The sequence below is a fragment of the Gordonia paraffinivorans NBRC 108238 genome (genome assembly GCF_000344155.1).
GTDB classification, from domain to species: Bacteria; Actinomycetota; Actinomycetes; order Mycobacteriales; family Mycobacteriaceae; genus Gordonia; species Gordonia paraffinivorans.
In genome coordinates, this window is sequence record NZ_BAOQ01000015.1 from 78,944 (window position 1) to 105,287 (window position 26,344).

Genomic DNA, 26,344 nt, shown 5'->3' on the forward strand with positions numbered 1-26,344 from the left:
TTCCCGCACCGCGGCGGATTCGCCGACCACGCGTCCCGACCCGGCCGCGAGCCGCCTTGGGATTTCCGACAACTGCCGCGACGACGCCCCCTTCCGGTACCCCCGGCGAATCCCCGAGAGTGACCTCGACCACACTGTTCGGCGAGAGGATCTGCAATGAACGCGTCCACTGTGAGCTTCGGTCTCTGGTACGACTTCCGCAACCCGGACTCCGGCGATCGCGGATTCGGGGACTTCTATCGCGCCACCCTCGATCAGATCGCGTGGGCGGAGTCCATCGGGATCGACTCGGTCTGGCTGACCGAGCATCACTTCATGGACGACGGCTACACCCCGTCCCCGTTCCTCCTCGCCTCGGCGATCGGCGATCGCACCACCACCATGCACATCGGCACCAATCTCGTCGTGTCGCCGCTGCACAACCCCATCCGCCTCGCCGAGGACTCGGCGACCCTCTCCCTGCTGACCGGTGGGCGCTTCTCACTCGGCGTCGGCCAGGGGTACTGGGAGCCGGAGTTCAACGCGTTCGACCGCCGGCTGGTGAACCGTCCCAGCCTCCTCGAGGAGGGCGTGGAGATCGTGCGGCGCTGCTGGTCCGGATCTGCCGAGCCCTTCGACGGCAAGCGGCTGCGCAAGCCCGCCCTTCCGGTCACCCCGACCCCGGAAGTGGCCCCCGACATCCTCGTCGGCGCGATGGCCGACCCCGCCATCGAGCGGGCCGCGCGCATCGGCGACGGCTTCCTGTCCACCCAGAACGCCCACCACGCCTCCTACCTCGACGCACTCGAGCGGGTCGGCAAGTCGCGCGCGGAGGGCCGGATCTTCGCCGGGCAGTGGACCATCATCGCCGAGGACCCCGAACGCGAGTGGGCCCGGATCGGCTCGCACGCGCTCTACCAGATCAACAAGTACATCGAGATGGGCGCCTTCGGCGACGTCCCGCAGTTCACCGAGCCCGGACAGCTCATCGACGCCGGGTCGTTCACCCTGTGGGACCCCGAGACCGCCGTCGACGAGCTGACGGCGATGCTGCGCGCCACCCCGCAGATACAGGACGTGCACTTCTGGGCACAGCTGCCCGGCGAGTCGGTCGAGAGCGGAAGCGCCCGAATCGAATTGCTGGCCACCAAGGTCGCGCCGCAGGTGCGCGCCCGTCTGGCCGCCGAGGAATCCGTGGAGGTCCCTGCATGAACGACGCCCCGACGCCTGCCGATCATCCGCTGCTCATCACCGACTTCCTGTACCGGGCGCGGGACATGTTCGGCGACAAGGAGATCGTCGACCACATCGACGGCGAGGAGGTGTTCCGCTACACCTACCGCGACTACGCCGAGCGCGTCCTGCGGCTGGCGTCGGCACTGGTCGAGGCCGGCGTGCGCCCGGGTGACCGGGTGGGCACGCTGGCCTGGAACCACCGGCGCCACCTCGAGTTGTATCTCGCCGTGCCCCTGGCGGGCGCCGTGCTCCACACGATCAACATCCGGCTCTCCCCCGACGAGATCGCCTACATCGTCGACCACGCCGACGACGCGATGATCTTCGCCGACCCTTCCCTCGCCGACCTGCTGTCGGTGGCGAGCGAACGGCGCCCGGACATGCCGGTGGTGCTCATCGATCCCGAGGGCGAGAGCCTCGACGCCGAGCGCACGCTCGACTCGATGGTCGCCTCGGCGGCGCCCCTCGCCTCACCGGTCCCGCGGCGCGACGACGACCTCGCCGTCCTGTGCTACACCTCGGGCACCACCGGGTCCCCGAAGGGCGTTGGGTATCTCCACAAATCGCTGTACCTGCACACGATGGCGGCGTGCCTGGCCGACGGCCACGCGATCTCCGAGCGCGACCGCGCCCTGCTGGTGGTCCCCATGTTCCACGCCAACGCGTGGGGCGTCCCCTTCGCGGCCCTGATGACCGGCGCGTCGCAGATCCTGCCGGGTCCCCATCCCACCCCCGCGCACATCGCGGCCCTCATCGAGAAGGAACGCGTCACCTACACCGGCATGGTGCCGACCGTGGCCGTCGACCTCCTCGCCCACGTCCGCGGCGCCGGCACCGACCTGAGCAGCCTGCGCGCGCTCGTCCTCGGCGGTTCCACTCCGGCCATCTCCCTGATCCGCGACCTCGAGGAACTCGGCGTGCCGGTCTTCCAGGGCTGGGGCATGACCGAGATCTCCCCGATGGCCACGTTCTCGAGGCCGCCGGCGGCGACCGACGACGACCCGCAGCGTCGCTGGGAGCTCATCCGCAAGCAGGGACGGCTGCTGCCGGGCCTGCAGTGGAAGCTGGTGGACGACGACGGCAACGTCATGCCGCACGACGGGATCAGCCGGGGCGAGGTCCTCATCCGCGGCCCCTGGGTGGCGACGAGCTACTACAACGCCGACCACCCGGACAAGTTCGCCGACGGCTGGCTGCGCACCGGCGACATCGGCGTCATCGACGAGCACGGCTACCTCACGATCGTCGACCGCACCAAGGACCTCATCAAGTCCGGCGGCGAGTGGATCAGCTCCGTCGCGCTCGAGGAGGCCCTGCTCGAGGACCCCGCGGTGCACGAGGCCGCCGTGGTCTCCGTGCCGCATCCGCGTTGGCAGGAGCGCCCGGTTGCGTACGTGGTCGGCGACGCCGACATCGACGTCGAGGCGGTCGGGGCGCGCCTCGCCGAGCGCGTTCCGCGCTGGTGGCTGCCGGAGAAGATCGTCGTCGTGGACGAGCTGCCGCGCACCAGCGTCGGAAAACTCGACAAACGACGGCTGCGCGAACAGGCCGCCGGGACCCCGGATTTGTGGGAAGCCACAACGCCGAAGAATTCTCCCGTTCCCGTTCCGCACCGCGATTCATAACGTCAGCAGTGTGAAATTCAGCCTGTTCTACGTGTTGGAGAGTCCGGACCGGGACTTCCGGCGGGCCTACGAGGAGATGCTCTCGCAGGTCGAGATCGCCGAGCGTCTCGGTTTCGACGGGGTGTGGCTCGCCGAACACCATGGCAGCGCGTACGGATCGATGCCGTCGCCGCAGGTCGCGGCGGCGGCCATCGCATCCCGGACCTCGCGGATCCGCATCGGCATCGCGGTCAGCAACCTGACGCTGGCCTGGCCGGTGCGGATCGCCGAGGACTACGCGATGGTCGACGTCATCTCGGGCGGACGCCTCGACTTCGGTGTGGGACGCGGGTACCAACCGCACGAGTTCCGGGCGATGGGCGTCGCCGACAAGCAGGACGTCAGTCGCGAGGTCTTCGACGAGGCGTTCCAGATCGTCACCGGACTCTGGACGAAGGCGGTCGGCGAGCCGTACACCTTCCACGGCAAGCACTTCCACATCGACGGCGTCGACTGCCGGCCCACCCCGGTCCAGAAGCCCACACCGCCGATCTACGTGGCCTCCATCAGCCCCGAGACCTTCGACCTGGTCGCCGACCACGGGCACGACATGCTCGTGACCCCGACCCTGATGACACTGCCCGAGTTGAACGGGTTCGTCGTCAACGCCAAGCGCACCCTGATGCACCGCGGACGCGACCCACTGTCCCTGGACTTCCCGATGAACTGGCAGATCCACCTGGCCGACGACGACGCGCAGGCCGTCGCCGAGGCCCGTCCGTGCCTCGAGTGGTACTTCGAGAACGTCATGTCGGCGGTGCCCCAGGGCGAGTCGACGCCGGCCGGCTACGAGCGCTACGCCGCGCTGGCCGAGGCCGCCGCCGAGGGTGCCATGTCGCTGACCGGCCTGCGCGAGGGCGGCGTCTGCTACGTCGGCGATCCCGACGGCCTCATCCGCGAGATCGAGATCCTCAGGGAGGAAACAGGGCTCGACCATCTCATCTGCTGGATGAGGTTCGGCGGGATGGCGCACGAGCACGTCGTCAAGTCGATGGAACTGCTGGCCGAGCACGTGATGCCGCACTTCGCCGACGCACCTCCCCTGATCCCGCGAGCGCTGCGCGAAGAAGAGCCGGCGATCGCCAACGACAGATTTCTGGAAATCGAATTCCCCCACGAAGAAGGAGAAACCCATGAGCTATCTCGCGGTTGAGAACGATCGCCGGATCTACTTCGAGCACCACCGCGGCGAGGGCCGCCCGATCGTGCTGATCCACGGCTGGGGCGCCAACACCCGCTGCTGGGACAACACCGCACCCGCGCTGAAGGCAGAAGGCCACGAGGTGGTGCTCGTCGACCTGCGCGCATGCGGCCGCTCGGACAAGGATTTCGAGGACGTCTCCATCGCCACGCTGGCCGATGACGTCGTCAAGCTCGTCGACCACCTGGGCCTGTCGTCGCCGGTCATCAACGGGTGGTCCCTCGGCGGCGCCGTGGCGACCGCGGCCGCGGCGGCGCTCGGTTCGCGGGCCGGCGGCCTGGTGCTGACCGGCGGCGCGTCGCCCCGGTACACCGCCACCGACGACTGGCCCTACGGCGGGACCACCGAAGACGTGGAGGGCGTGCTCGCCGGAGCCGCGGCGAATCGCGCCGACACCTTCCGCGGCGTCGCCGGCGCGGTCTGCGCGACCCCGCCGAGCGACGATGTCCTGAACTGGATCTGGGGCATGTTCATGGAGATGGGCCCGGTCGGTGACGAGTCGCTGCGCGACCTCGCCCGCACCGACCTGCGCAAGGAGATCGGCAACCTCGAGGTCCCGATCCTGCTGCTGCACGGCCGCGACGATGCGTTCGTGCCGTTCGCCGGCGCCGAGGCCGTCCTCGGGCTCAACTCCCGCGCCCGGCTTGTGCCTTTCGACAACTGCGGCCACGCGCCGTTCCTCGAGGACCGCGATCGCTACCTCGCCGAGTTGACGGGATTCCTGAAGTCATGAGGACCCGGCCGCGAGTGTGGATCGTCACCGGCGGGTCCCGGGGGATCGGGCGGGCGGTGGTCGAAAATCTCACCGCCCGTGGGGATTCCGTGGTCTCCCTGGCCCGCGGGGTGGCGACCACCCCGTTCACCCACCCCGCGCAGGTGCTCGAGCTCAAGACCGACATCACCGACTCGTCCTCGGTCGCACGGGCACTGGCCACGGTCACCGAGGAACACGGCGGGGTCGACGGCCTCATCAACGTGGCCGGCGTACACCGTGGTGGACGGGTCGAGGACCTGAGCCGGCAGGACTGGGACCTGGTCCTGAACACCAATCTCACCGGCGCCTTCGAGATGTGCAAGGCCACCGTCCCGATCCTCCGGCCGGGTTCGGCGATCGTGAACGTCGGAGCGGTGGTCGGTTTCCGCGGATTCCCCGGGGATGTCGCGTACGGGTCGGCGAAGGCCGGCCTCAGCGGCCTCACCCAGGTCCTGGCGGCCGAGCTGGCGCCGCGCAACATCCGCGTCAACCTGGTGATCCCGGGATTTGTGGACACCGACATGACGTCCGGTCTCAGCGACCGGGCACGCGCACGGGTGGTCTCGTCGATCCCGGCCGGGCGAACCGGCCAACCGGAGGAGATCGCGCAGGTCGTGGTGGACGTGGCCCTGGCCACCTACATGTACGGCGCCATCGTGCCCGTCGACGGCGGCCTGATGAACACCTTCAGCGGCGGCGGTCGGTGACCGTGCGCCACGGGTGAGCACCCGGTGTTGTGACAACCCACAAGAGCGCGCGAACAACTTGGTGACTCACGCCACACTGGCTCATAGATTCGTTGTTGCACACAGTTTCTCACCCGAAACCCCGACCAACCGTCAAGGAGGAAATCGGTGTCATCCAGCACAGCCGAGGTCAGCATCGAGCAGGAGAACAAGGCTCTCGTCTCGGAGTTCATGGAGGTGTTCTCCCGCGGCGACGTGGAGGCCATCCTGTCGTTCCTGGCGCCGACGGCCACCTGGTGGGTGGGCGGAACCATCGAGGGCATCTCCGGCACCAAGAACAAGGAGGAGTTCGGCGCGATGCTGTCCGGGCTCTCGGCCACCACCAAGACCGGTGCCATCGCCCTCAGGCCGCTCGCATTCACCGCCGAGGGCGAGCGGGTCGCGGTCGAGACCGAGTCCTACTCGGAGATGAGCAACGGCAAGGTCTACAACAACCTCTACCACTTCGTCTTCATCGTCCGCGACGGCAAGATCCACGAGGTCAAGGAGTACCTCGACACCGAACACACCCGCGCGGTCTTCCTCGGCTGACGCAGAGAACCCCGGCCGCCGGCGGCCCCATCCCCCGATCTCCCCGCCGGCGGCCACTCCCCCTCATCGAGAACCTCCCCACCAGGACCTCGATGCCCCCGAACCCCAGAAGTAAAAGGAGTCAATGACATGGACGTCGGCGTACTGCTCGTCTTCCAGAACTACCACGAGAACGTGAGCGACGAAGAGGTCTTCCGCCACGACCTCGAGCTCGGCGTGCTCGCCGAGAAGGCCGGGTTCGACTCGGTCTGGTCGGCCGAACACCACTTCGACGACTACTCGATGTGCCCGGACAACTTCGCCATCATGTCCTACCTCGCCGGTAAGACCTCGAAGATCAAGCTGGGCATCGGCGCGACGATCCTGCCGTGGAACGACCCGCTGCGCGTCGTCGAGAAGGCGATCATGCTCGACCAGATGTCCGGCAACCGTGTGCTTCTCGGCATGGGTCGCGGCCTGGCGAAGATGGAGTACGAGGCCTTCGGCATCCCGATGGAGGAGGCCCGCCCGCGCTTCAACGAGGCCGCCGAGATGGTCCTGCGCGGCCTGCGGACCGGCGTCGTGTCCGGCGACGGACCGATGTACCCCCAGCCGGAGATCGCGCTGCGCCCGGCGCCGAACCCCGATGTCTCCTGGGACGGAAGGCTTTTCGCGGCCGCCATGTCCCCGGACTCGGTGCCGATCGTCGCCGAGCTCGGCGTCCAGATGATGACCTTCATGCAGTTCCCGTTCGAGCAGCACGCCGAGGCCATCAACGGCTGGAAGCAGCTGTTCCGCGAGGCCAACGGCACCGAGCCCGGCCCGCCGGTCATCCAGGACTTCGTCATCTGCCACGAGGACGAGGAGGAGGCCCGTCGCCTGGCCTACGAGCACATCAACCGGTACTTCCTGTCGGTCATCAAGCACTACGACTTCGCCGGCAAGCACTGGCGTGAGACGCCCGGCTACGAGACCTACCAGGCCGGTGCCGACATGATCCGCGAGGCCGGCATGGAGGCCGCCGCCGACGCCTACGTCGAGGCGAACATCTACGGCACGCCCGAGCAGTGCATCGAGAAGTACGCCTACCGGCACGAGCTCATCGGCGACTTCCTGCCGAACGCGGCATTCTCCTTCGGCGGCATCCCCTTCGAGACCGCCGAGAAGAGCCTCGAGCTCTTCGGCGAGAAGGTCGTGCCCGAGGTCCACAAGATGAAGGCCAAGGCCCCGGTCGCGGTCTGATCCTCATCCCGTGAAACCCGCTGCGGCGCCGGCGAACCCCCGGCGCCGCAGCGCTCCACAACCCCCAGGCCGGCGTCTCGCGCGGCGGCCGCACCGATCCCCTCAGGAGGAGCCGTGAGCGAATCCGTCATCGACCAGGTCGCCGTCGAGTTCCGCGAGGTCATGGCCCGGGTCTGCACCCCGGTCGCCGTCATCACCGCCTTCGACGACGCCCGTCCCCACGGGACCACGGTCAGCGCCTTCACGTCGTTGTCGATGGGCCCGCCGATGATCCTGGTCTCGCTCGACCGCGGCTCCGACCTCCTCGCGATCGTCCGTCGCACCGGCGAGTTCGGCGTCAACGTCCTCGCCCACGACCAGGCCGACGTCGCGATGCGGTTCGCCCGCAAGGGCGCCGACAAGTTCGACGGCATCGGGTGGACAGAATCCGCGCGGGTTCCCCGCATCTCCGGCTCCGCCGGCTGGCTGGCGTGCACCACCGAAACGCTGGTCGACGGCGGCGACCACGTCGTCGTCCTCGGCAACATCGTCGAGACCGGGCTGACCCCCGCCGCCCCCCTGACCTATCACGACCGGGTGTTCGGCACCCACCGAGCATTCGAGGCCGCCTCATGAACGCCACCGACGTCACCCCCATCGCCACCGAGGCCGCAACCCAGGCCGTCGCCCACGCGGTCGCCGCGATCGCCGCCGGCGGGTTCGTCGTCGTGGTCGACGACGCCGACCGGGAGAACGAGGGCGACCTCATCTGCTCGGCGTCGACGATCACCGACGACCAGATGGCGTTCTTGATCCGCCACACCACCGGCATCATCTGCGCCCCGATGACCGCCGAGCGCGCGCGTCGGCTCGAACTGCCCCAGATGGTCACCGACAACCGCGACGCCCACGGCACCGCGTTCACCGTCACCGTCGACCACTACGAGGCGGGCACCGGCGTGTCCGCGCACGACCGCGCCCTCACCGTCCGGGCGCTGGCCTCCGACGACACCCGCGCATCCGACCTCCGTCGCCCCGGGCACGTCTTCCCCCTCCAGGCCCGCGACGGCGGCGTCCTCACCCGGGCCGGCCACACCGAGGCCGCCGTCGACCTGGTCACCATGGCCGGCGCCGGGGAGGTCGGGGTGATCGGCGAGATCATCGCCGACGACGGCACGATGCGGCGCGGGGACGACCTCCTCGACTTCGCGCGTCGCCACGACATCCCGGTACTGCGCATCGCCGACCTGGTCGCGCACCGCAGCGCGTCGGGATCGTTCGTCCACCAGATCGCCTCCGCCGCGATGCCGACGCTGTTCGGGGACTTCCGCGCCGTCGCCTATCGCTCCGACATCGACGACACCGAACACCTCGCGCTGGTCATGGGCGACGTCGCCACCGCCGGGGCCACCGAGCGGGGCGTCCTCGTCCGCGTCCACAGCGAATGCCTCACCGGTGACATCGTCGGCTCGCTGCGCTGCGACTGCGGCGCGCAGCTCGAACAGGCCCTGGCCGCCATCGCCGAGGAGGGCTGCGGCGCCGTCGTCTACCTGCGCGGCCACGAGGGACGCGGGATCGGGCTCGGCCACAAGATCCGCGCCTACGCGCTGCAGGAGCAGGGCCTCGACACCGTCGACGCCAACACCGCACTCGGCCTGCCCGTCGACTCCCGGACCTACGGCACCGGCGCGGCGATCCTCGCCGACCTGGGGATACGTCGGGCCCGCCTCATCACCAACAACCCCGCCAAGTACGGCGGACTCGGCGGATACGATCTCGAGATCGTCGGCCGGGTCGGCCTGCCGACCGTGCCGACCCCCCACAACGTCCGCTACCTGCGCACGAAGAAGGAGCGGATGGGGCACGCGCTCGCCGCCGACGGCCTGGGTTCGGCCCCCGCGGGCGGCGACGCCCTCACCGGGACGACCGGGGTCTAGGGGGCGACGATGGTCGATGAGCCACACCACTTCGCTTTGCTAATGTGGCGTACGCCATCCTGAATTGTCCAGAGGAATTGGTGACGAGGAGGCCGAACGGATGACGTCCGTCGTGGACCCGGCGGTCGCGCAGAGATCTCGGGCCGCCGCCGAGACCGACCCGGTGGCAGATGCCGTCGGGTCATCTCCGCGTGCGCGCGGCACCGGCCGCGAGCGTGACGTCATCGCGGCGTTCTCCGAGATCACCACCGAGGCGATCACCGACACCAGGCTCGAGGACCTGCTGAGCCTCGTCGGCCAGAAGCTCTGCGGCCTGCTCGGTGTCACCCGGTGCTCGGTATACCTGCGGCACGCGAACGGCGCCTACCGGGGCGCGGCGGGGTTCTGCCAGGAGGCCGGCGACATCACCGAGGCCGTCAAACGGCAGGTGTCCGGCGTCGACGGCGACCTGTTCAGCCAGGAGGTCATCAGCACCAAGGCGCCGGTCGTCATCGCCGATGCGCTCAACGACCCGCGCCCCCACCGGCGCACGATGACCCACTGGGACGTCCGCGCGATGCTCGGCGTCCCGCTCATCTTCGACGACAACGTCATCGGCCTGATCTTCGTCGACAGCCGCGGGCGCGAGCACCACTTCACCCCCGACGACATCGAGGTGGCCGAACTCTTCGCCCGGCTGTCCGCGCTGTTCATCAGCCAGGCGATGCTCAACACCCGTCTCCGCGGGCAGGCGGCCGAGATCGCCCGGAACAACTCGACCCTCGCCTACCTCGCCGACGTCCACCAGCGGCTCACCAACGCGGTCCTCGAGGGCGCCAACATCCACCGGGTCGTCGAGCTGCTCTCCGAGTTGTCGGCCAAGCCCGTTGTGCTCTACAACAACTCGTTCGACGTCCTCGCCTGGGCCGCGCCGGAGGCGCTGAAACTGACTGCGCCGCCGGTCATGAGCGAGAAGGTCCGCAACACCGCCTCGGTGCGCGACGCGCTGTCGGAGCTGTCGGCGTCCACCCCCTCGGCGATCGTGCCGGCACAGCTGGCCGTCGGGCTCGGACGCCGACACCTCATGTGCCGCATGGTGATCGAGGGCAAACCCGCCGGCTTCCTCGGCATCGTCGAGGTCGGCCGGAGCCTCGAGCCGCTCGACGCGAACATCGCCGAACGCGGCGCGACCGTCCTCGCCCTGCAGATGCTCTCCGAACGCAGGCAGATCGAGACCGAGGGCCAGGCCCGCGACGACTACCTGTCGGATCTGCTGCGCAACAGCCGCGACAAGGAGCACCTGGTGCGTCGCGGCCCGCAGTTCGGCATCGACCTCACCAATCCCCATGTGCTGGTGCGCCTCACCGTCGACGACACCGCCGGCCGGCTCACCGCCTCGGCGATCCAGAACATGGTCACCCGGACCTTCGCGCAGGTCATGTCGACCTCTCCGCCGCCCGCGGTCCGCCTGCCGGGCGCGGTGATCGTGATGGTCCGTCTCGGGGCCGACGACCCCGACGAGGTGACACGCGTGCGCGACCACGTGACCACGATCCGCGATCGCCTCGCCGGTGAGCTCTCGCTCGGCGCGACCCTGATCTCCGGGATCTGCCGGAGTCCGGTCGACTATCCCCACGCCCACCGAGACCTGCGCGAGATGGGCAATGTGGCGAAGTCCTTCGGCTGGGACGAGCGGGTCATGACACTCGACGAACTCGGCCTGTTCCGGGTGGTGGTGTCGAGCGGGCACGTGAAGGAGGCCCTGCACTTCGCGCATTCCTTCGTCGCCCCGGTCCGCGAACACGACGACGGCACCCTGCTCGCCACCTGGCGCGCCTTTGTGGGAAACGACGGCAAGGTCCAGGCCACCGCATCCGCGCTGGCGGTGCACGAGAACACGATCCGCTATCGCCTGGGCCGCATCAAGGAGATCGCCCGCCGCGATCCCACCTCCCTGGACAGTCTGCTGTCGGCGAAGATGGCCTTCCAGGTGCTCGACCTCGCCGGTCAGTGACCGGGGCCGCCGAGGCTTTCCGACCCCTTGTGGTTTCCTCCAAAAGCCGAGTACACAGGCGGTTCTCGCGGGGCCCCGAGCGCCATAGGTTCGACTCATGACAGGCAGCACCATTCCCGACGCGCCCGCCGCGACGGCCCCGGTCGACGTCGAGGCCCTCTCGGACTGGATGGACGCACAGGGACTCCCCGGCGGAACGGTCACGCTCAGTCCGCTGTCCGGCGGGACGCAGAACATCATGCTGATCGTCGATCGCGGCGGGCGCCGCTATGTGTTGCGGCGCGGCCCGCGCCATCTCCGTCCCGGCTCCAATGCCGCGATGGCCCGGGAGATGCGTCTGCTCTCCGCACTCGGCGGCACCGACGTCGCGCATCCCCGATTCGTGGCCGGCACCACCGACACCGACGTCCTGGGCGCGACCTTCTACCTGATGGAGCCCGTGGACGGGTTCAACGCGGCCGACGGTCTCCCCGCCGGCTACGCAGCGACCGCCGCGGGACGTGCGGCGATGGGCTTCGCCCTGATCGACGCGCTGGCGGGCCTCGGCGCCGTGGATCACCGCGCGATCGGGCTCGAGGACTTCGGCAAGCCCGAGGGCTTCCTGGAGCGTCAGGTCCCGCGGTGGCTGGCCGAGTATGAGCGCTACGCGGCGAACCCGACATACCCGGGCGGCACCTTCGGCGACCTCGACCGCGTCGCGGGCTGGCTCGACGAGCACCGTCCCTCCGATTTCCGACCCGGACTGCTGCACGGCGACTACCACGTGGCGAACGTCCTCTACGACCATCACACGCCGAAGGTGGCGGCGATCGTCGACTGGGAGATGGCCACGATCGGCGACCCGTTGCTGGATCTCGGCGTGCTGCTGGCGATCTGGCCCGACGATCCGCGCCGGCCGGATCTCTACGAGAGCGCGCTCGGACGGGCGGGCGACCTGCCGGGACGGGACGCGATCGTCGAGCGATACGCCGAGAGGTCCGACCGCGACCTGAGCGCCCTGGACTGGTACACGGTGATGGCGGCATTCAAGCTCGGCATCATCCTCGAGGGCACCTACGCCCGCGCCTGCGACGGCAAGGCGCCCCGCGAGGTCGGCGATCGCCTGCACCGCTACGCCGTCGGCCTGTTCGACCGCGCCCGGCAGATCATCGCCGGCGCCTGAAACCGCGGCGGTCCCGGAACCGCTCCACGCGCACATCCCTCTCCCCCGAATCTCTCCCGACCCCATCACTAGAAACGGAGCACCATCACATGGCCTGGGATTTCTCCACCGAACCCGAGTTCCAGAAGAAGCTCGACTGGATGAAGGATTTCGTCCGCACCGAGATCTTCCCGCTCGAGACGCTCGATCTCGACTGGGATCAGCTGCGCAAGGCGATCGCCCCGCTGCAGGAGGAGGTCAAGGCGAACGACCTCTGGGCGGCGCACCTCGATCCCGAACTCGGCGGCCAGGGATACGGTCAGGTGAAACTCGGCCTCATGCAGGAGATCCTGGGTGCAAGCCCCTACGGCCCCCTCGTCTTCGGTTGTCAGGCACCGGATTCCGGCAACGCGGAGATCCTTGCCGCATACGGCACCGACGAGCAGAAGCGACGGTGGCTCGACCCGCTGCTCGCCGGCGAGTACTACTCGTCGTTCGCGCTGACCGAACCCGACAACGCCGGCGCCGATCCCACCAACCTCACCACCACCGCCGTCCGCGACGGAGACCAGTGGGTCATCAACGGTCACAAGTGGTTCATCAGCAACGCCGCCACGGCCGACTTCATGATCGTCGTCGCCGTCACCGATCCCGACGCCGAACGGCATCGTCGGACCACCCAGTTCATCATCCCGATCGACGCGCCCGGCCTCGAGGTGGTGCGCGACATCGGTTCGATCGAGAACCCGCGCCCGCGCCCGTACACCTACGGCTCGCACTGCGAGGTGCTGCTCCGCGATGTCCGCGTCGACGACTCCGCGGTGCTGGGAGGCCGAGGGGACGGCTTCCTCGTCGCCCAGAAGCGCCTGGGCCCCGGCCGGATTCACCACTGCATGCGCTGGATCGGCCAGGCGAGCCGCGCCTTCGACATGATGTGCGAACGCGCCACCTACCGCTATGCCCACGGGTCGGTGCTGGCCGACAAGCAGACCATCCGCAACTTCATCGCCGATTCGGCCGCCGAGATCCAGGCGCTGCGCCTGATGACGCTGCATGCGGCATGGCGGATCGACGAGGAGGGCACCGCGGCGGCACGCAAGGACATCGCCCTCATCAAGTTCTTCGGGGCCAAGATCCTGCACGACGTGATCGACCGCGCGGTGCAGGTCCACGGCTCGCTGGGCTACAGCGCCGACCTGCCGCTGGAGTCCATGTACCGCGCCGCACGCGCCGCACGCCTCTACGACGGCCCCGACGAGGTCCATCGCGACAGCGTCGCCCGCCAGTACCTGAAGGCCTACAACCGTCCCGCCGACGACCGTCCGAGCGAGCACATCCCCACCCGCCGCGAGGCCGCCCGGCGCCGATTCGCCGACCTGCTGGCCGAGCAGCCCTGATCTCCCTCCCCCCAGGGAAAACCCCACCCCCTCACAGGAAGCGAGTGAACATGTCTCTCAAGGGAAAGACCGCGATCGTCACCGGTGCCGCGCAGGGCATCGGCCAGGCCACCGCCCTGCGCCTCGCCGAGGACGGCGCGCACGTCGTGGCCGCCGACATCCAGGACTGCGATGTCACGCTCAAGCAGATCTCCGAGGCCGGCGGCTCGGCCGAGTACGTCCGCCTCGACGTCCGGGTCGCCGACGACTGGGCGGCCGCCGTGGACAAGATCACCGCGTCGCGCGGCGCGATCGACTGTCTGGCCAACGTCGCCGGCGTGGTCAACATGATCAGCGAGGACACCGTCGTCGGCCTCACCGAAGAGGCCTGGGACAACGTGATCGGCACCGACCTCAAGGGCGTGTGGCTGGGCATGCGGGCCGTCATCCCGGGCATGATCGCCAACGGCGGCGGCCGCATCGTGAACATCTCGTCGATGGCCGCGCTGCGCGGGCTGCCCAACCTCGCCTCGTACTCCGCGGCGAAGGGCGGCGTCGTGGGCCTCACCAAGCAGGCCGCATTCGAGTACGGCGAGCACAACATCCTGATCAACGCCATCGCGCCGGGCACCATCGACACCCCGATCCTGGCCGACATCACCGAGGAGATGCGTCAGGCCAACGCCAACGCCCACATCGTGCGACGGCTGGGACGCCCCTCCGAGATCGCCTCGATGGTCGCCTACCTCATGCGCGAGGGCGACTTCCTGACCGGCGAGATCTACCCGGTCGACGGCGGCTGGGCCGCGAAGGGCAACTTCTGAGCGGACGGATTCACACGCCGAGCGCGATGCCGTGAGCGGTCACGGCATCGAGCAACGCGGTGGGACGATGGGCCGGCGGCACGTCGTGCACCTGGGCGAAGGCGCAGCCGAGCTCGCGTGCACCGCCGTCGGCCTTCTCGCTGTCACCGACCATGAGGACGTGCTCGGCGGGCACGCCGATCGGATCGAGAGCGGCCCGGAACAGCCGCGCGTCGGGTTTGATCGCCCCGACCTCGTACGACAGCGCGTATGCCTGCACGAGGTCGTCCACCCCGTGCAGGGCGAGCACCTTCCGCAGGTCGAAGGCGATGTTGCTGACGATGCCGATCGGAATGCCGGCGGCCGAGAGCCGGCGCAGCACCTCGACGGTGTCGGCGAAGGGCGTCCACGACTCCGGTTCGAGAACCCGGTCGTAGAGCGAATTGGCGTGCACGGGATCACTCAAGCCCAGCGTGCGCAGCAGCGCCAGGTAACCCTGCCGATGGAGTCGAGGGTCGAGATCCCTGCGCTCCCAGGCGATTCGATCCTCGCCCACCACGCCGTCGGGTGTTCCGACCGGTGCCACCATGCGGCGGATGATCTCGTCCTGCCGCTCCGGCGAGAAGGCCTGCCCCGCGTCGTCGAGGAGACCGGCGAACCACTCGTCGCGCGGCTCGAACCGGAACAGGGTGCCCGAGAAGTCGAACAGGACGGCCTGTGTCGTCTCCCGGACGGATCCGCCCGCCCGGCTCATGCGCCGGCGGTCTCGACCACGCCGGCGAGGCGACGGGCGATCGCGTCGGCCTGCTCTGCGGTGGCGGCCTCGACCATCACGCGTACGAGCTGCTCGGTTCCCGAGGGACGCAACAGCACCCGGCCCGAATCGCCCAGTTCGGCCTCGGCGGCCGCCACGGCCTCCTTGACCGCCGGGGACTCGGCAACCGCGTGCTTGTCGGCGACGCGCACGTTGATCAGTTCCTGCGGCAGCACCGTCACGATGCCGGCGAGATCGGCCAGTCGCGAGCGGGTGGCGGCCATCCGCGCCATCAGCAGCAGGCCGGTCAGGAGGCCGTCACCGGTGGTCCCGACACCCGGGACCACGATGTGGCCGGACTGCTCGCCGCCGAGCGAGTAGCCGCCGCGACGCAGCTCCTCGAGCACGTAGCGGTCGCCGACGGCCGTGGTGCGCACGGTGATGCCGGCCTCGCGCATGGCGATGTGCAGGCCGAGGTTGCTCATGACCGTCGCGACGAGCACGTTGTCGTGGAGCCTGCCCTTCGCGGCCAGCGCGGTCGCGAGGATCGCCATGATGGCGTCGCCGTCGACGATGGCGCCGGTGGAATCGACTGCGAGACAACGATCCGCGTCGCCGTCGTGGGCGAGACCGAGGTCGGCGCCGTGTTCGAGGACGGCCGCCTGCAGCTTGCCCATGTGGGTCGAACCGCAGTCGTCGTTGATGTTCAGGCCGTCGGGCTCGGCGTGGATCGTGATGACGTTCGCCCCGGCGTCGGCGTAGACGAGCGGGGCCAGCTCGGATGCGGCACCGTGCGCACAGTCCACGACGACGGTCAGCCCGTCGAGCCGTTCCTCGATCGCCTCGGTCAGGTGATGGCGATAGCGGTCGCCGGCATCCGGCGCGTCGATGACGCGGCCGACCGCAGCGCCGATGGGACGGATGTGATCCTCGTCCATCGCCGCCTCGATGCGGTCCTCGACCTCGTCGTCGAGCTTGTGCCCGCCGGCGGAGAAGAATTTGATGCCGTTGTCCGGCATGGGGTTGTGCGACGCCGAGATCATCACGCCGAAGTCGGCGCGGTAGTCGGCGGTCAGGAAGGCGACCGCAGGGGTCGGCACGGTCCCGACCCGGATGGCGTCGACGCCGGCGGCGGCGAGGCCCGCGCAGACGGCGGCCTCGAGCATCTCGCCGGACGCCCGCGGGTCGCGGCCGACCACCGCACGCGGGCGGCGTGTGTGGCGGGTCGGATCCGACCCGGCCTGATCCGACCCGGAGGAGATGTCGGTGAAAACGACCGCGGCGGCCGAGGCCAGGCGCAACGCGAGCTCGGGAGTGAGCTCTGCGTTGGCCAGGCCTCGGACGCCGTCGGTTCCGAAAAGGCGTGCCAAGATCAGCGCTTGGAGTACTGCGACGCCTTGCGGGCCTTCTTCAGGCCGTACTTCTTGCGCTCGACCGCACGCGGGTCACGGGTGAGGAAGCCGGCCTTCTTGAGGGCGGGGCGATCCTCCGGGGTGACCTCGATGAGCGCGCGGGCGATGGCGAGGCGCAGCGCACCGGCCTGGCCCGAGGGGCCGCCGCCGACGAGCTTGGCGTAGATGTCGAACGACTCGGTGCGATCGACGGTGACCAGCGGGGCCTTGATCAGCTGCTGGTGCACCTTGTTGGGGAAGTAGTCCTCCAGGGTGCGGCCGTTCAGGGTGAACTGGCCGGTGCCCGGCAGCAGGCGCACGCGGACGACGGCCTCCTTGCGGCGGCCGACGGTCTGGATCGGGCGGTCGATGACGACCGGCTCGCGCACCTCTTCGACGACGGCAACGGCCTCGTAGTCGTCGCCGGCGACCTCGACGGCCTCAACGACCTCGACAGCCTCTTCGACGGCCTCCACGGCCTCGTTGATGTTCTCGTTGGTCACTGGGCCACCTGCTTGATCTCGAAGGGGACGGGGCGCTGGGCCGCGTGCGGATGGTTCGGGCCTGCGTAGACCTTCAGCTTCGAGGCCATCGCACGACCGAGCTTGTTCGAGGGCAGCATGCCCTTGACGGCCTTCTCGATGACGCGCTCGGGGAAGGTCTCGAGCAGCTCGGCGGTGGTGCGGGACTTGAGCCCACCGGGGTGCCCCGAGTGGGTGTAGTTCAGCTTGCGCTCGGCCTTGTTGCTGGTCAGCGCGACCTTCTCGGCATTGACGATGATGACGAAGTCACCGCCGTCGACATGCGGGGCGTAGGTCGGCTTGTGCTTGCCGCGGAGCAGGTTCGCGGCCTGCACGGCCAGCCGGCCGAGCACCACGTCGCTGGCGTCGATGACATGCCACGTACGCGTGATGTCACCGGCCTTCGGGGTGTAGGTAGGCACAGTTGGTCCTCAACTCTTGTCTTGTGGGTGCTGGTCCGGTGCTCACGGCGGAGGTTGTTCCCGGCGACCAGTGGGGACCCGGGCCTCCGGCTGCCCGGGAGAACACTGCGAACACACGTGTACTCCAGGCGCCGTGCACCAGCGATCCAGGTTACGCGACCGCGCTGGTCAGGGTCAAAACGCCCGCCCAGGCGCTCGCACGGGTACCGCGGTCAGCCCACCCGGACCGACCCGACGGCCCGTGCGCACTCGTCGTCCAGGGGTTCGGCCGCGATGCCGGGCTGGCACCCGATGGACACCTGCAGTCCGTCGTCGACGATCACATACCAGCGTATGGCGCTGCCCGAGGCGGGCGCCTCCCGGTAGCTGATGACCTCGCGCCCGCCGTAGCTGGTCGACGCGGAGAACTCGGTGACGACGTCGTCGCCGCGCTGTTCGATGCGGTTGCGCAGGCTGGCGGCGACGCTCTCGGGGGTCGATCCCGCACGGAGCTCGGTGAGGACGGCGATGATGCGCCGCCCGTCGTCGGAGGACACGAACACCGTCCTGCTGGTGGTCGGGTCGTCGGTGTCGTCGCTCGGGGTGTCCTGCCCGGCCGCGCGCCAGTCCCCGGGCACGGTCAGCGTCACACGCCCCAGGGCCACCTCGGCGGCATCCGGGGCCGGTTCGTCCCGCTGCCACCAGCCCACCGCGAGCGCGACGAGGACCACCACGACCGCCACGGCCGTTGCGGCGACCAGGGTCCGGCGCCCGTGCCACGGGGTGTCCGCCGCGGGCACGTCGTCGGTCTCCGGTCCCCCGGGCCGGCCGGCGGACGGCGCATCGTCGAGATGCCCGCCCGTGCGATGCCCGAGGCGCACGACGAGGTCGCGATCCACGTCGACCACGCGACCCGCGACGGCGTGCGAGGTGACCATCTCGATCGCCTCGGCGACCTCGTCCGGGTCGTCGCCGTCGACATACACCGCCTCGACGGTGTCGTCGATGATCTCCAGCCCCGGCGCCGCCGGGCCGCCGGCGGTTCCCTCGATCAGGCCGCACCGTTCGACACCCCAGCCGTCGGGGAACCGGCGCAGGATGTGCACGTCCCAGAACCTGGCCGGGGGTCGTGCCGGATCGGCCGGCGGATCCGGGACGTGCGTCGTCTCGACGACGGCGCAGCGTTGCACCGTGACGTCGGCATGACTGCGTGCGATGAGGACCGCGCGGGGCACCAGGGTCACCGGGGCACGGCCTCCGCCGACCTCGGCCAGCGTGGCCGCCCGGCGTCGGCCCCACGTGCTCGGATGCCCGACGATCAGCGGGCGTGCCCCGCCTCCTCCACCGGCATCCGGGACGGGCAGGCCCCACCGGGCGAACACCTGCTGCCAGGCCTGCCGGAGGTGGAGACGCCGGCCGTCGTGCAGGACGGACATCGCGTCGACGGCGTCGAGCAGGTCGCGTGTCGCGGGTTCGGGGCTCCGCGTGCCGGTGACCGGGTCGAAGATCCGGGCACGACCGAAGGCGAGGTCGACGACCGTCGGCCGGTTCCGCCCTGCCTCCCCCATGTGCCCCATCGCTACTCGCTCGTCGGCGCCAGCGCGACCTGGATCATCTCCTGCGGCCGTACGCGCGACACCAGCTCGCCGCGACCCGGCACGAGTCGCTGCAGCCGGCTGCGCCCGGTGATGAAGCCCTCGTCGCGGTCGCCGCTCATCAGCAGCATGTCGCACGACAGGTCCTTCAGCCGCGCGATCAGCGGATCGAACAGCGCCCGGCCCAGACCGCCGGAGCGGCGGGCCAGGACGATGTGCAGGCCGATGTCGCGCGCGTGCGAGGCGAGGTCGACGATCGGCATCAGCGGGTTGCCGGAAGCGGTCGCGACCATGTCGTAGTCGTCGACCACAAGATAGATCTCCGGCTGGCCCCGCAGCCAGCTGCGCTCCTTCAGCTGCGCGACCGTCACGTCCTCCGGCGGCATCCGGGACTTCAGGTAGGTCGCGAGATCGCTCATCAACTTCGCGGCCCGGTCCGGGGAGCTGGCGTAGCCGGCGAGGTGGTCGCCGTCGACGACGCCGAGCATCGTCCGCCGGTAGTCCACGAACACGATGCGGACCTCGTCCGGCGTCCCGCCGGCGACCAGCCCGGTGACGATCGTCCGCAGCAGGTTCGTCTTGCCGTGCTCGACATCGGCGAAGGCCATGAAGTGGGGCGAGACGGTGAAGTCGAGGACGACCGGGGCGAGTTCCTGCTCGCCGACCCCGATCGCCACCTGATCGGGTCCGAGGGCGACCCCGGCGCCCGCGAGCGCGTTCTGCACGGCCTCGTGGGTGATCTCGGTGCTGAGCTTGCGGACGGCCATCGCCGACCGGCCCGGGTACGCGGCGACGAGCTTCTCCACCGACGCCGCGACACCCGCCGGCAACGACTCGGCGCTGCCGACCTCGTCGAGGCGCGGCAACGCGACGAGCATGTGGAGCTCGTCGGGGGTGAGTCCGCGGCCCGGACGGTTCTGCGGGACCCCCGCGGCGGCGCGACGGCTCATCTCCGAATCCGTCGGATCGCCCAGGCGCAGCTCGATCCGGGTCCCGAGGAGGTCGCGGACCGCCGGCCGGATCTCCGCCCACCGCGTCGCGGTGATGATGATGTGCACGCCGAACGACAGGCCCTGTGAGGCGATCGCCGTGAACTGCTCCTCGAGCGCCTCGAGCTCGCCGCGCAGGACGTTGATGCCGTCGAGGACGAGGAAGACGTCGCCGAAGCGGTCCTCGGCGAGCGGATCGTCCGGTGCGATCTCGCCGGTGGCGAACCACCCGGCGCGACGGGCGCGGTAGTCGCGCATGGATTCCAGACCGAGCCGGGCGAACAGCAGTTCGCGTCCGCGGACGATCGAGGCCACCTCGGCCACGGTGCGCCGGACGGCGTCCAGGTCGCCACGCGACGCAACCGATCCGACGTGCGGGAGTCCGGCCATGCCGGCGAGGCTGCCGCCGCCGAAGTCGAGGCAGTAGAACTGCACCTGCTCGGGGGTGTGGGTCGCGGCCATCGCCGTCATGATCGTCCGCAGGGTCGTCGACTTGCCCGACTGCGGGCCGCCGACCACCGCGACGTTGCCCGCCGCACCCGACAGGTCGATCATCAGGGGATCGCGGCGCTGGTCGTACGGGCGGTCGACCCAGCCGATCGGCACGGCGAGGTTGCCCGGCACCGTCGGTTGCGTCCAGTCGCGCCGGCCGAGGAGATGCTGGACGGTCGGCGACTCGTCGAGCGGGTCCAGCCACACCTTGTGCGCGGGCGGTCCGGCATCCTCGATGCGGGAAACGATGGTCTCCATGAGCGTCGGCACGCTCACCGAGGCCGGCTCGAAGTCGGCGTCGGTCGAGGACTCCGGCGCCGGCGGTTCCTCGTCGAGCAGGCTCTCCGCCCGGTCGAGCAACGACCGCGGGGCGCCGTCGTCGAGTGGCACCGGCAACGCAGTGAACACCTTCAGCCTGCCGAGCCTCGGCATGGACCCGGCGTCGATCAGTTCGGGGTCGTCGGAGGCCGCCGGCGGATGGTACGGCCCCGACACGTACGAGGTGTTGAAGCGCACGGGGTCGTCGGAGTCGCACTTGAGGTAGGCCGACCCCGGGACGCTCGGCAGGTGATAGGCGTCCGGCACACCGAGGACCGACCGGGATTCGTTGGCGGAGAACGTCTTCAGGCCGATCCGATAAGACAGGTGGGAGTCCAGACCGCGGAGCTTGCCTTCCTCGAGCCGCTGCGAGGCGAGCAGCAGGTGGATGTGCAACGACCGGCCGAGCCGACCGATCGCGACGAACAGTTCGGCGAAATCGGGCTTCTGCGAGAGGAGTTCGGAGAACTCGTCGACGACGATGAACAGCGCCGGCATGGGTTCCAGGCGCACGCCGGAGGCGCGGGCCCGCTCGTAGTCGCCCACGTTGGCGTATTTGCCCGCGGCGCGCAGGACCTCCTGACGGCGGTTCATCTCGCCCGACAGCGCGTCCTTCATGCGGTCGACCATCGCCAGTTCCTGTTCGAGGTTGGTGATGATCGCCGCCACATGCGGCGCCGACTCCAGCCCGAGGAAGGTGGCGCCGCCCTTGAAGTCGACGAGGACGAGGTTGAGCTCGGTCGGCGAATGCGTCGCCAGCATCGCGGTGACCAGCGTCCGCAGGAACTCGGACTTGCCCGAGCCGGTGGCCCCGATGCACAGGCCGTGCGGCCCCATGCCACCGTGTGCGCTCTCCTTGATGTCGAGCTCGACGGGCGCACCGCTCGGCGTGTACCCGATCGGCACCCGCAGGCGGTCGCGGCCGGTGCGTCCGCGCCAGGCGGTCGCCGGGTCGAACCGCGAGGCGTCGTCGATGCCGAGGAGTGCGGGCAGGCCCGGATCGGTGGAGGTGGCCTCGGATTCCAGGTTCGCCAGGGTCGCGGCGGTGGCGAGGCGGTAGCGCGCCATCCGGCGGGCGATGGCCTCCGCCTCCGGAATCGTCAGCGAGTCCATGTCGGCGAACTCCTCCACGCCCGACGCGCTGCGCGCCGACACCTTACCGCCGCGCACCACCAGCTGCAGGCCGCGGCGGGCCGCGAGACCGTCCGGCGGCGCGGTGAGGTCGAGGACGGTCACGCCCTCCATGCCCGAGGAGCTCAGCACCCGTTCGTCTCCGGCGACATACCCGTCGTCGATGACGATGACCAGGTGGGCGCGAGTGCCGTTCGGCGGCGCCGACCGGCTGAAGCGTCCGCGTTCGAGGAGATCGGAGGCCAGCGAGTTCTCCAGGTCGGCCAGGGTCGGATAGATCATCCGCATCGGCCCGATGCCGTCGCGAAGAGTCGGATGCCCTACGTGCGGAAGCCATTTCGCCCAGTCCCAGGCCTCGCCGGCCGGGTCGCCGGTGACGATGCCGATGTGCAGGTGGTCGGGGCCGTGGAAGGCGCACAGCTCGACGAGCATCGCGCGGACGAGTTCGCGGGTCTCCTGCCGGGCGCCCTCGATGTTGATCGCCGGGAAGCCGCGCAGCGAGATCGAGCGCGGCAGGCGGTAAACCGCCGAGTGCGTGCGGACGAACCGGCGCAGCGCCACCATCGACACCGGCTCGATGTCCTCGAGCGGTCCGGTCTCCGGCGGCATCAGGCGGGTGGCGAGCCGCTGGACCCCGACGCCCACGCGCACATGGGCGAAGTCGTTGTCGGCGGGGCGCCGCTCCCACATGCGCCGGCTGCCGATCACGTCGAGCAGCGCGTGGGGGTCGGGATGGCTCCAGGTGCGGGCCGCCCGCTGGTTCTCCACTGTCTCGACGACCTGCCCCCGCAACTGGCCGAGGTAGCGGAAATAGTCCTTGCGTTCCTCGTTGAGCTCGGCGGCCCGCTTGCCCCCGCCTCGGCCCCCGGCGGCGAACATGCCGAACATCGACATGAGCATCATGAGCGGGAACATCATGAACAGCGGGTTGGTCAGGATGTTGCGGCCGCCGGTGACCATCATCAACGCGATCATGCCCACGACGGCGACGATCATCACCACCGGCAAGAGCTTCACGAGCAGGTTGCCCGGGACCACGCGCGGGACGTCCGGAGGTGCCTGGATGTTGACCTCGCCACCCGGCATGCGAGGCGGCGTGACGCGTGGCCGACGCACGAATCCCTCAGTGGTCGCGACCACCCGATCCCCCTGACCCCTTGGCTGTGAATCCCCCGACGGCGAGGCCGCCCGAGTTGGCTATGTTAGCGGGGCAACCCTGGGGGAGGATTGATCTGATGGCGCCTGTGGACGGTTTCACGCCGGCATTCCCGTCGCCCACCGTGGACACCGCCGCCGGTGACCGCCGGTCCGCCGACACCTCGATCGAGCCGCAACTCGTCCGCGTGTCGGTGCTGGGCGGCAACACACAGCTCGACGTGGGCCTGCCGGCCGGCATTCCGATCGCCGGACTCATCGGCGATCTCGTCGCGCAGATCGAGTCGCGCAACACCGCGCGTCCCGATCCCGACGATCCCGACGCCGACTCCCACTCCGGCGGCCGCCCCCACGACCGCCAGAACCGGTGGACGCTCGCCCTCGTCGGCCAGGAACCGCTCCCCCTGCACCGGTCGCTGTCCGAGTCGGGGATCCGCGACGGCGACCTCCTCCTGCTGACCTCGGTTCGCACGGGTGAGTCGCCGGTCCTGTTCGACGACGTGGTCGACGCCGTCGCCCGTCTCAACGAGTCGCAGTTCGTGGGTTGGACGGCCGCCTCCGCCCGCCACGTCGGCCACGCGCTGGCACTGGTCGCCGCGGTCGCCGGTGGCGCGGCACTCGCCGCCTCCCGCCTCGACTCGGGCGCCGTCTGGCCCGCCGCGCTGTCGGGGCTCGCCGTGATCGGCCTGATCACCGCGGCGACCATCGTCGCGCGCCACTACCGCGACGAGTCGACCTCCACCATCCTGTCCGTCTGCGCCGCCCCCATGGCGTTCGTGACCGGCATGGTCCTCACCCCGGGTTCGTACGGCGCCGCGCACCTCACGACGGGGTTCGCGCTCGTCCTGGTCACCGCCGTTCTGACCTACCGCCTCACCGCGTTCGGCGCCACCGCGCACAGCGCCGTCACCGGTGCCGCCCTCCTCGGCGCGCTCGGATGCGGGTCACGGCTGCTCGTCGACGCCCCGGTGCCCGATACCGCGGCGGTGGTGGCCGCCGTCGGGCTGCTGTTCATCGGCCTCGCACCCCGGATGACGATCCTGCTCGCGAAGCTCCCGCTGCCGCCGGTGCCGACCGCCGGCGCCGCGATCGACGTCGCCGACATCGAGCCGACCCCGTCGATCGAGGGCATCGGCGCGATCGGCGCCACTGCACTCCCGAAAGCCGATGCGCTGGAACGCCGTTCCTACCTCGCCAACTCTTATCTGACCGGGATCGTGGGCGGGCTCACCGCCGTTACCGCGGTCGCCGCCGTGCTCGCCGCCTCCCCGCTCGCCGGATTCGAGTGGAAGGCCGCCGCGTACGCGGCCATCATCGGTGTGGTGCTGTGCCTTCGCGGCCGCTCGCATAGCGACCTGTTCCAGGCGGCGACCCTCATCATCGGCGGTTCGCTCGTGGTGATCGCCCTGCTCACCGGACTGGCCTTCGGCGATTCCCGGTGGCCGGTCATCGGTTTCGCGCTCGGGATGGTGGTCGTGGTCGCCGCGCTGGTCTTCGGTGTGGTCGCTCCCCACCAGGACTTCTCGCCGGTGATGCGGCGCTGGGCCGAGATCGGCGAGTACATCCTCGTCGCGCTCATCGTCCCGCTGCTGCTGTGGCTGCTCGACCTGTACCGCATCGTCCGGGAGATCTGATGCGCCGAGCCCGATCCCGGCTCGTCGGCCCGCTCGCGGCGGTCGTGGCCGCGACGCTGCTCGGAGTGTCGTCCGCACCGGCGTCGGCGGTGTCGCCGCCGGCCGTGAACCCCGGCGCGCTCATCCGCTCGGCACCGGTCGCCCCGCCGGAGCCCACCGAGCAGAAACTCCTGTGCGCCGACACGGTGCTGACCCGGAGCACCGCGAAACCGTCTGCGGCCCAGGCGATGATGAACCTCGACGAGGCCTGGCGGTTCAGCCGGGGCAACGGCCAGCGGGTGGCGGTCATCGACACCGGCGTGACCCCGCACCCGCGATTGGGGAAGGTGATCGCGGGCGGCGACTACGTCTCCGGCGGAACCGGACTCGACGACTGCGACGCCCACGGGACCCTGGTGGCCGGCATCATCGCGGCGCGTCCGAGCACCTCCGACGGCTTCGCCGGGGTCGCGCCCGGGGCGTCGATCATCTCCATCCGCCAGCACAGCGCGGCGTTCGCCGCGAAGAACAACCGCCGCGGCGACGACCGCCCGAAGGTCGGCACCGGATACGGCACCGTCCGGACCATGGCGCATGCGGTCGTCCGCGCGGTGGATCTGGGCGCCACGGTCGTCAACATCTCGATGATCGCCTGCGCATCGGACCCGAAACAGATCGACGACCCCGCACTCGGCGCGGCGATCCGCCACGCCTACGACCGCGATGTCGTCGTCGTGGTCGCGGCCGGCAACGATTCCAACTGTCCGGGCCAGAACCCGGAGCCCGCGGGCGGCGACCCGCAGAGCTGGCAATCGTTGACGACCTTCGCGACCCCCGCCTGGTATGCCCCGTACGTCCTCACCGTCGGCTCGATCGACACCGCAACCGGCGCTCCGAGCGCGACGAGCATGCACGGACCGTGGGTGGGCGTCGCCGCGCCGGGCACCGACATCGTCAGCCTCGACAGCAAGCGCGGGTCCACCCGGCTCGCATCGGCACAGCGCGGTGAGGACGGCTCGGCACCGCTGAACGGCACCAGTTTCGCGGCTCCGTTCGTGGCGGGCACCGCGGCCCTGGTGCGGGCGCGGTTCCCGGAGTTGTCCGCGCGTCAGGTCATGGACCGCATCATCGCGACCGCACACGCGCCGGGCACCGGCCACGACCAGAAGGTCGGGCACGGCGTCGTCGATCCGGTGGCGGCACTGACCGCCGAGCTGCCTGCCGAGGACTCGCCGCGTCCGCAATCTGCCCCGATCGCCGCGCCGCCCGCACAGACCCCTCCGGATCACACGGCGCGCAACGTCGCGATCGCCGGGGCCGCCGTCAGCGTGGCCGTGATCGCCGCGGTCCTCGCCATCTCGCTACCGCACCGCCGGGTGCGCAAGCTCGATCCCGACGAGTTCTAGGGGAACGGGGCCGCCGG

21 protein-coding genes are annotated in these 26,344 nt (G+C 70.1%); 15 read left to right on the plus strand and 6 right to left on the minus strand.

Annotation, left to right across the window (positions count from 1 at the left end; all coding sequences use genetic code 11):
- Positions 1 to 156 precede the first annotated feature (156 nt).
- The 13 genes from GP2_RS08410 to GP2_RS08470 all read left to right on the plus strand — a co-directional run bounded on the left by GP2_RS08410 (position 157) and on the right by GP2_RS08470 (position 14,582).
- Positions 157 to 1,191, plus strand: coding sequence for an LLM class flavin-dependent oxidoreductase (locus tag GP2_RS08410; RefSeq protein WP_006900066.1), 1,035 nt, complete (start codon positions 157 to 159; stop codon positions 1,189 to 1,191).
- Positions 1,188 to 2,840 carry a long-chain fatty acid--CoA ligase gene (locus tag GP2_RS08415; RefSeq protein WP_006900067.1) on the plus strand — a complete coding sequence of 551 codons (1,653 nt, stop codon included), beginning with the start codon at positions 1,188 to 1,190 and terminating at the stop codon, positions 2,838 to 2,840. Before GP2_RS08410 ends, GP2_RS08415 begins: the two co-directional genes overlap by 4 nt.
- 10 nt (positions 2,841 to 2,850) lie before the next feature.
- Positions 2,851 to 4,032: an LLM class flavin-dependent oxidoreductase gene (locus tag GP2_RS08420; protein ID WP_006900068.1), complete on the plus strand. Its 1,182-nt coding sequence runs from the start codon at positions 2,851 to 2,853 to the stop codon at positions 4,030 to 4,032.
- Positions 4,013 to 4,813, plus strand: a complete 801-nt coding sequence (locus GP2_RS08425) for an alpha/beta fold hydrolase (RefSeq protein ID WP_006900069.1) — start codon at positions 4,013 to 4,015, stop codon at positions 4,811 to 4,813. The genes GP2_RS08420 and GP2_RS08425 overlap by 20 nt, the downstream gene beginning before the upstream one ends.
- Positions 4,810 to 5,541, plus strand: coding sequence for an SDR family oxidoreductase (locus GP2_RS08430; protein ID WP_040526639.1), 732 nt, complete (start codon positions 4,810 to 4,812; stop codon positions 5,539 to 5,541). The genes GP2_RS08425 and GP2_RS08430 overlap by 4 nt, the downstream gene beginning before the upstream one ends.
- A gap of 147 nt (positions 5,542 to 5,688) precedes the next feature.
- The gene (locus tag GP2_RS08435; protein WP_006900071.1) at positions 5,689 to 6,111 is read left to right on the plus strand and encodes a nuclear transport factor 2 family protein; all 423 of its coding nucleotides are present in this window, start codon (positions 5,689 to 5,691) and stop codon (positions 6,109 to 6,111) included.
- Between the two features lie 129 nt (positions 6,112 to 6,240).
- On the plus strand, positions 6,241 to 7,332 hold the full coding sequence (locus GP2_RS08440) for an LLM class flavin-dependent oxidoreductase (protein WP_006900072.1): 1,092 nt from the start codon (positions 6,241 to 6,243) through the stop codon (positions 7,330 to 7,332).
- A gap of 114 nt (positions 7,333 to 7,446) precedes the next feature.
- Positions 7,447 to 7,947 carry a flavin reductase family protein gene (locus tag GP2_RS08445; RefSeq protein WP_006900073.1) on the plus strand — a complete coding sequence of 167 codons (501 nt, stop codon included), beginning with the start codon at positions 7,447 to 7,449 and terminating at the stop codon, positions 7,945 to 7,947.
- Positions 7,944 to 9,248, plus strand: a complete 1,305-nt coding sequence (locus tag GP2_RS08450) for a bifunctional 3,4-dihydroxy-2-butanone-4-phosphate synthase/GTP cyclohydrolase II (RefSeq protein WP_006900074.1) — start codon at positions 7,944 to 7,946, stop codon at positions 9,246 to 9,248. The genes GP2_RS08445 and GP2_RS08450 overlap by 4 nt, the downstream gene beginning before the upstream one ends.
- 100 nt (positions 9,249 to 9,348) lie before the next feature.
- On the plus strand, positions 9,349 to 11,241 hold the full coding sequence (locus GP2_RS08455; protein WP_006900075.1) for a GAF domain-containing protein: 1,893 nt from the start codon (positions 9,349 to 9,351) through the stop codon (positions 11,239 to 11,241).
- Between the two features lie 97 nt (positions 11,242 to 11,338).
- Positions 11,339 to 12,403 (plus strand): phosphotransferase family protein, encoded by a 1,065-nt coding sequence (locus GP2_RS08460; protein WP_006900076.1) that lies wholly within the window; start codon positions 11,339 to 11,341, stop codon positions 12,401 to 12,403.
- 89 nt (positions 12,404 to 12,492) lie between these two features.
- Positions 12,493 to 13,779: an acyl-CoA dehydrogenase family protein gene (locus GP2_RS08465; RefSeq protein WP_006900077.1), complete on the plus strand. Its 1,287-nt coding sequence runs from the start codon at positions 12,493 to 12,495 to the stop codon at positions 13,777 to 13,779.
- 50 nt (positions 13,780 to 13,829) lie between these two features.
- Positions 13,830 to 14,582, plus strand: coding sequence for an SDR family NAD(P)-dependent oxidoreductase (locus GP2_RS08470; protein WP_006900078.1), 753 nt, complete (start codon positions 13,830 to 13,832; stop codon positions 14,580 to 14,582).
- A 10-nt stretch (positions 14,583 to 14,592) separates the two neighbouring features.
- On the opposite strand, the gene GP2_RS08475 is transcribed toward GP2_RS08470, so the two are convergent.
- The 6 genes from GP2_RS08475 to GP2_RS08500 form a co-directional block, all read right to left on the minus strand.
- Entirely contained in the window at positions 14,593 to 15,315 is a 723-nt protein-coding gene (locus GP2_RS08475) for an HAD family hydrolase (protein ID WP_006900079.1), read from the minus strand.
- On the minus strand, positions 15,312 to 16,685 hold the full coding sequence (glmM, locus tag GP2_RS08480) for a phosphoglucosamine mutase (RefSeq protein ID WP_006900080.1): 1,374 nt from the start codon (positions 16,683 to 16,685) through the stop codon (positions 15,312 to 15,314). The genes GP2_RS08475 and glmM overlap by 4 nt, the downstream gene beginning before the upstream one ends.
- Positions 16,686 to 16,687: 2 nt before the next feature.
- On the minus strand, positions 16,688 to 17,209 hold the full coding sequence (gene rpsI / locus GP2_RS08485; RefSeq protein WP_006900081.1) for a 30S ribosomal protein S9: 522 nt from the start codon (positions 17,207 to 17,209) through the stop codon (positions 16,688 to 16,690).
- The gene (gene rplM, locus GP2_RS08490; RefSeq protein WP_006900082.1) at positions 17,206 to 17,649 is read right to left on the minus strand and encodes a 50S ribosomal protein L13; all 444 of its coding nucleotides are present in this window, start codon (positions 17,647 to 17,649) and stop codon (positions 17,206 to 17,208) included. The genes rpsI and rplM overlap by 4 nt, the downstream gene beginning before the upstream one ends.
- 212 nt (positions 17,650 to 17,861) lie before the next feature.
- On the minus strand, positions 17,862 to 19,205 hold the full coding sequence (locus GP2_RS08495) for a type VII secretion-associated protein (RefSeq protein ID WP_006900083.1): 1,344 nt from the start codon (positions 19,203 to 19,205) through the stop codon (positions 17,862 to 17,864).
- A gap of 2 nt (positions 19,206 to 19,207) precedes the next feature.
- Positions 19,208 to 23,293, minus strand: a complete 4,086-nt coding sequence (locus GP2_RS08500) for a type VII secretion protein EccC (protein ID WP_040526640.1) — start codon at positions 23,291 to 23,293, stop codon at positions 19,208 to 19,210.
- A 95-nt stretch (positions 23,294 to 23,388) separates the two neighbouring features.
- Between GP2_RS08500 and eccD the strand changes: the two genes are divergently transcribed.
- Complete coding sequence (eccD, locus tag GP2_RS08505; RefSeq protein ID WP_006900085.1) at positions 23,389 to 24,942, plus strand: type VII secretion integral membrane protein EccD; 1,554 nt, start codon at positions 23,389 to 23,391, stop codon at positions 24,940 to 24,942.
- A complete protein-coding gene (gene mycP / locus GP2_RS08510; RefSeq protein WP_006900086.1) occupies positions 24,942 to 26,327 on the plus strand; it encodes a type VII secretion-associated serine protease mycosin in 1,386 nt (461 codons plus the stop codon). Before eccD ends, mycP begins: the two co-directional genes overlap by 1 nt.
- The last annotated feature ends 17 nt before the right edge of the window (positions 26,328 to 26,344 follow it).

Excerpts from the sequence above, each read along its gene's own strand:
- GP2_RS08410 (WP_006900066.1), top strand. The coding sequence starts at position 157 with ATGAACGCGTCCACTGTGAGCTTCGGTCTCTGGTACGACTTCCGCAAC.
- GP2_RS08415 (WP_006900067.1), top strand. The coding sequence starts at position 1,188 with ATGAACGACGCCCCGACGCCTGCCGATCATCCGCTGCTCATCACCGAC.
- GP2_RS08425 (WP_006900069.1), top strand. The coding sequence starts at position 4,013 with ATGAGCTATCTCGCGGTTGAGAACGATCGCCGGATCTACTTCGAGCAC.
- GP2_RS08430 (WP_040526639.1), top strand. The coding sequence starts at position 4,810 with ATGAGGACCCGGCCGCGAGTGTGGATCGTCACCGGCGGGTCCCGGGGG.
- GP2_RS08440 (WP_006900072.1), top strand. The coding sequence starts at position 6,241 with ATGGACGTCGGCGTACTGCTCGTCTTCCAGAACTACCACGAGAACGTG.
- GP2_RS08450 (WP_006900074.1), top strand. The coding sequence starts at position 7,944 with ATGAACGCCACCGACGTCACCCCCATCGCCACCGAGGCCGCAACCCAG.
- GP2_RS08455 (WP_006900075.1), top strand. The coding sequence starts at position 9,349 with ATGACGTCCGTCGTGGACCCGGCGGTCGCGCAGAGATCTCGGGCCGCC.
- GP2_RS08460 (WP_006900076.1), top strand. The coding sequence starts at position 11,339 with ATGACAGGCAGCACCATTCCCGACGCGCCCGCCGCGACGGCCCCGGTC.
- GP2_RS08465 (WP_006900077.1), top strand. The coding sequence starts at position 12,493 with ATGGCCTGGGATTTCTCCACCGAACCCGAGTTCCAGAAGAAGCTCGAC.
- GP2_RS08470 (WP_006900078.1), top strand. The coding sequence starts at position 13,830 with ATGTCTCTCAAGGGAAAGACCGCGATCGTCACCGGTGCCGCGCAGGGC.
- GP2_RS08475 (WP_006900079.1), bottom strand. The coding sequence starts at position 15,315 with ATGAGCCGGGCGGGCGGATCCGTCCGGGAGACGACACAGGCCGTCCTG.
- GP2_RS08495 (WP_006900083.1), bottom strand. The coding sequence starts at position 19,205 with ATGGGGCACATGGGGGAGGCAGGGCGGAACCGGCCGACGGTCGTCGAC.
- eccD (WP_006900085.1), top strand. The coding sequence starts at position 23,389 with ATGGCGCCTGTGGACGGTTTCACGCCGGCATTCCCGTCGCCCACCGTG.
- mycP (WP_006900086.1), top strand. The coding sequence starts at position 24,942 with ATGCGCCGAGCCCGATCCCGGCTCGTCGGCCCGCTCGCGGCGGTCGTG.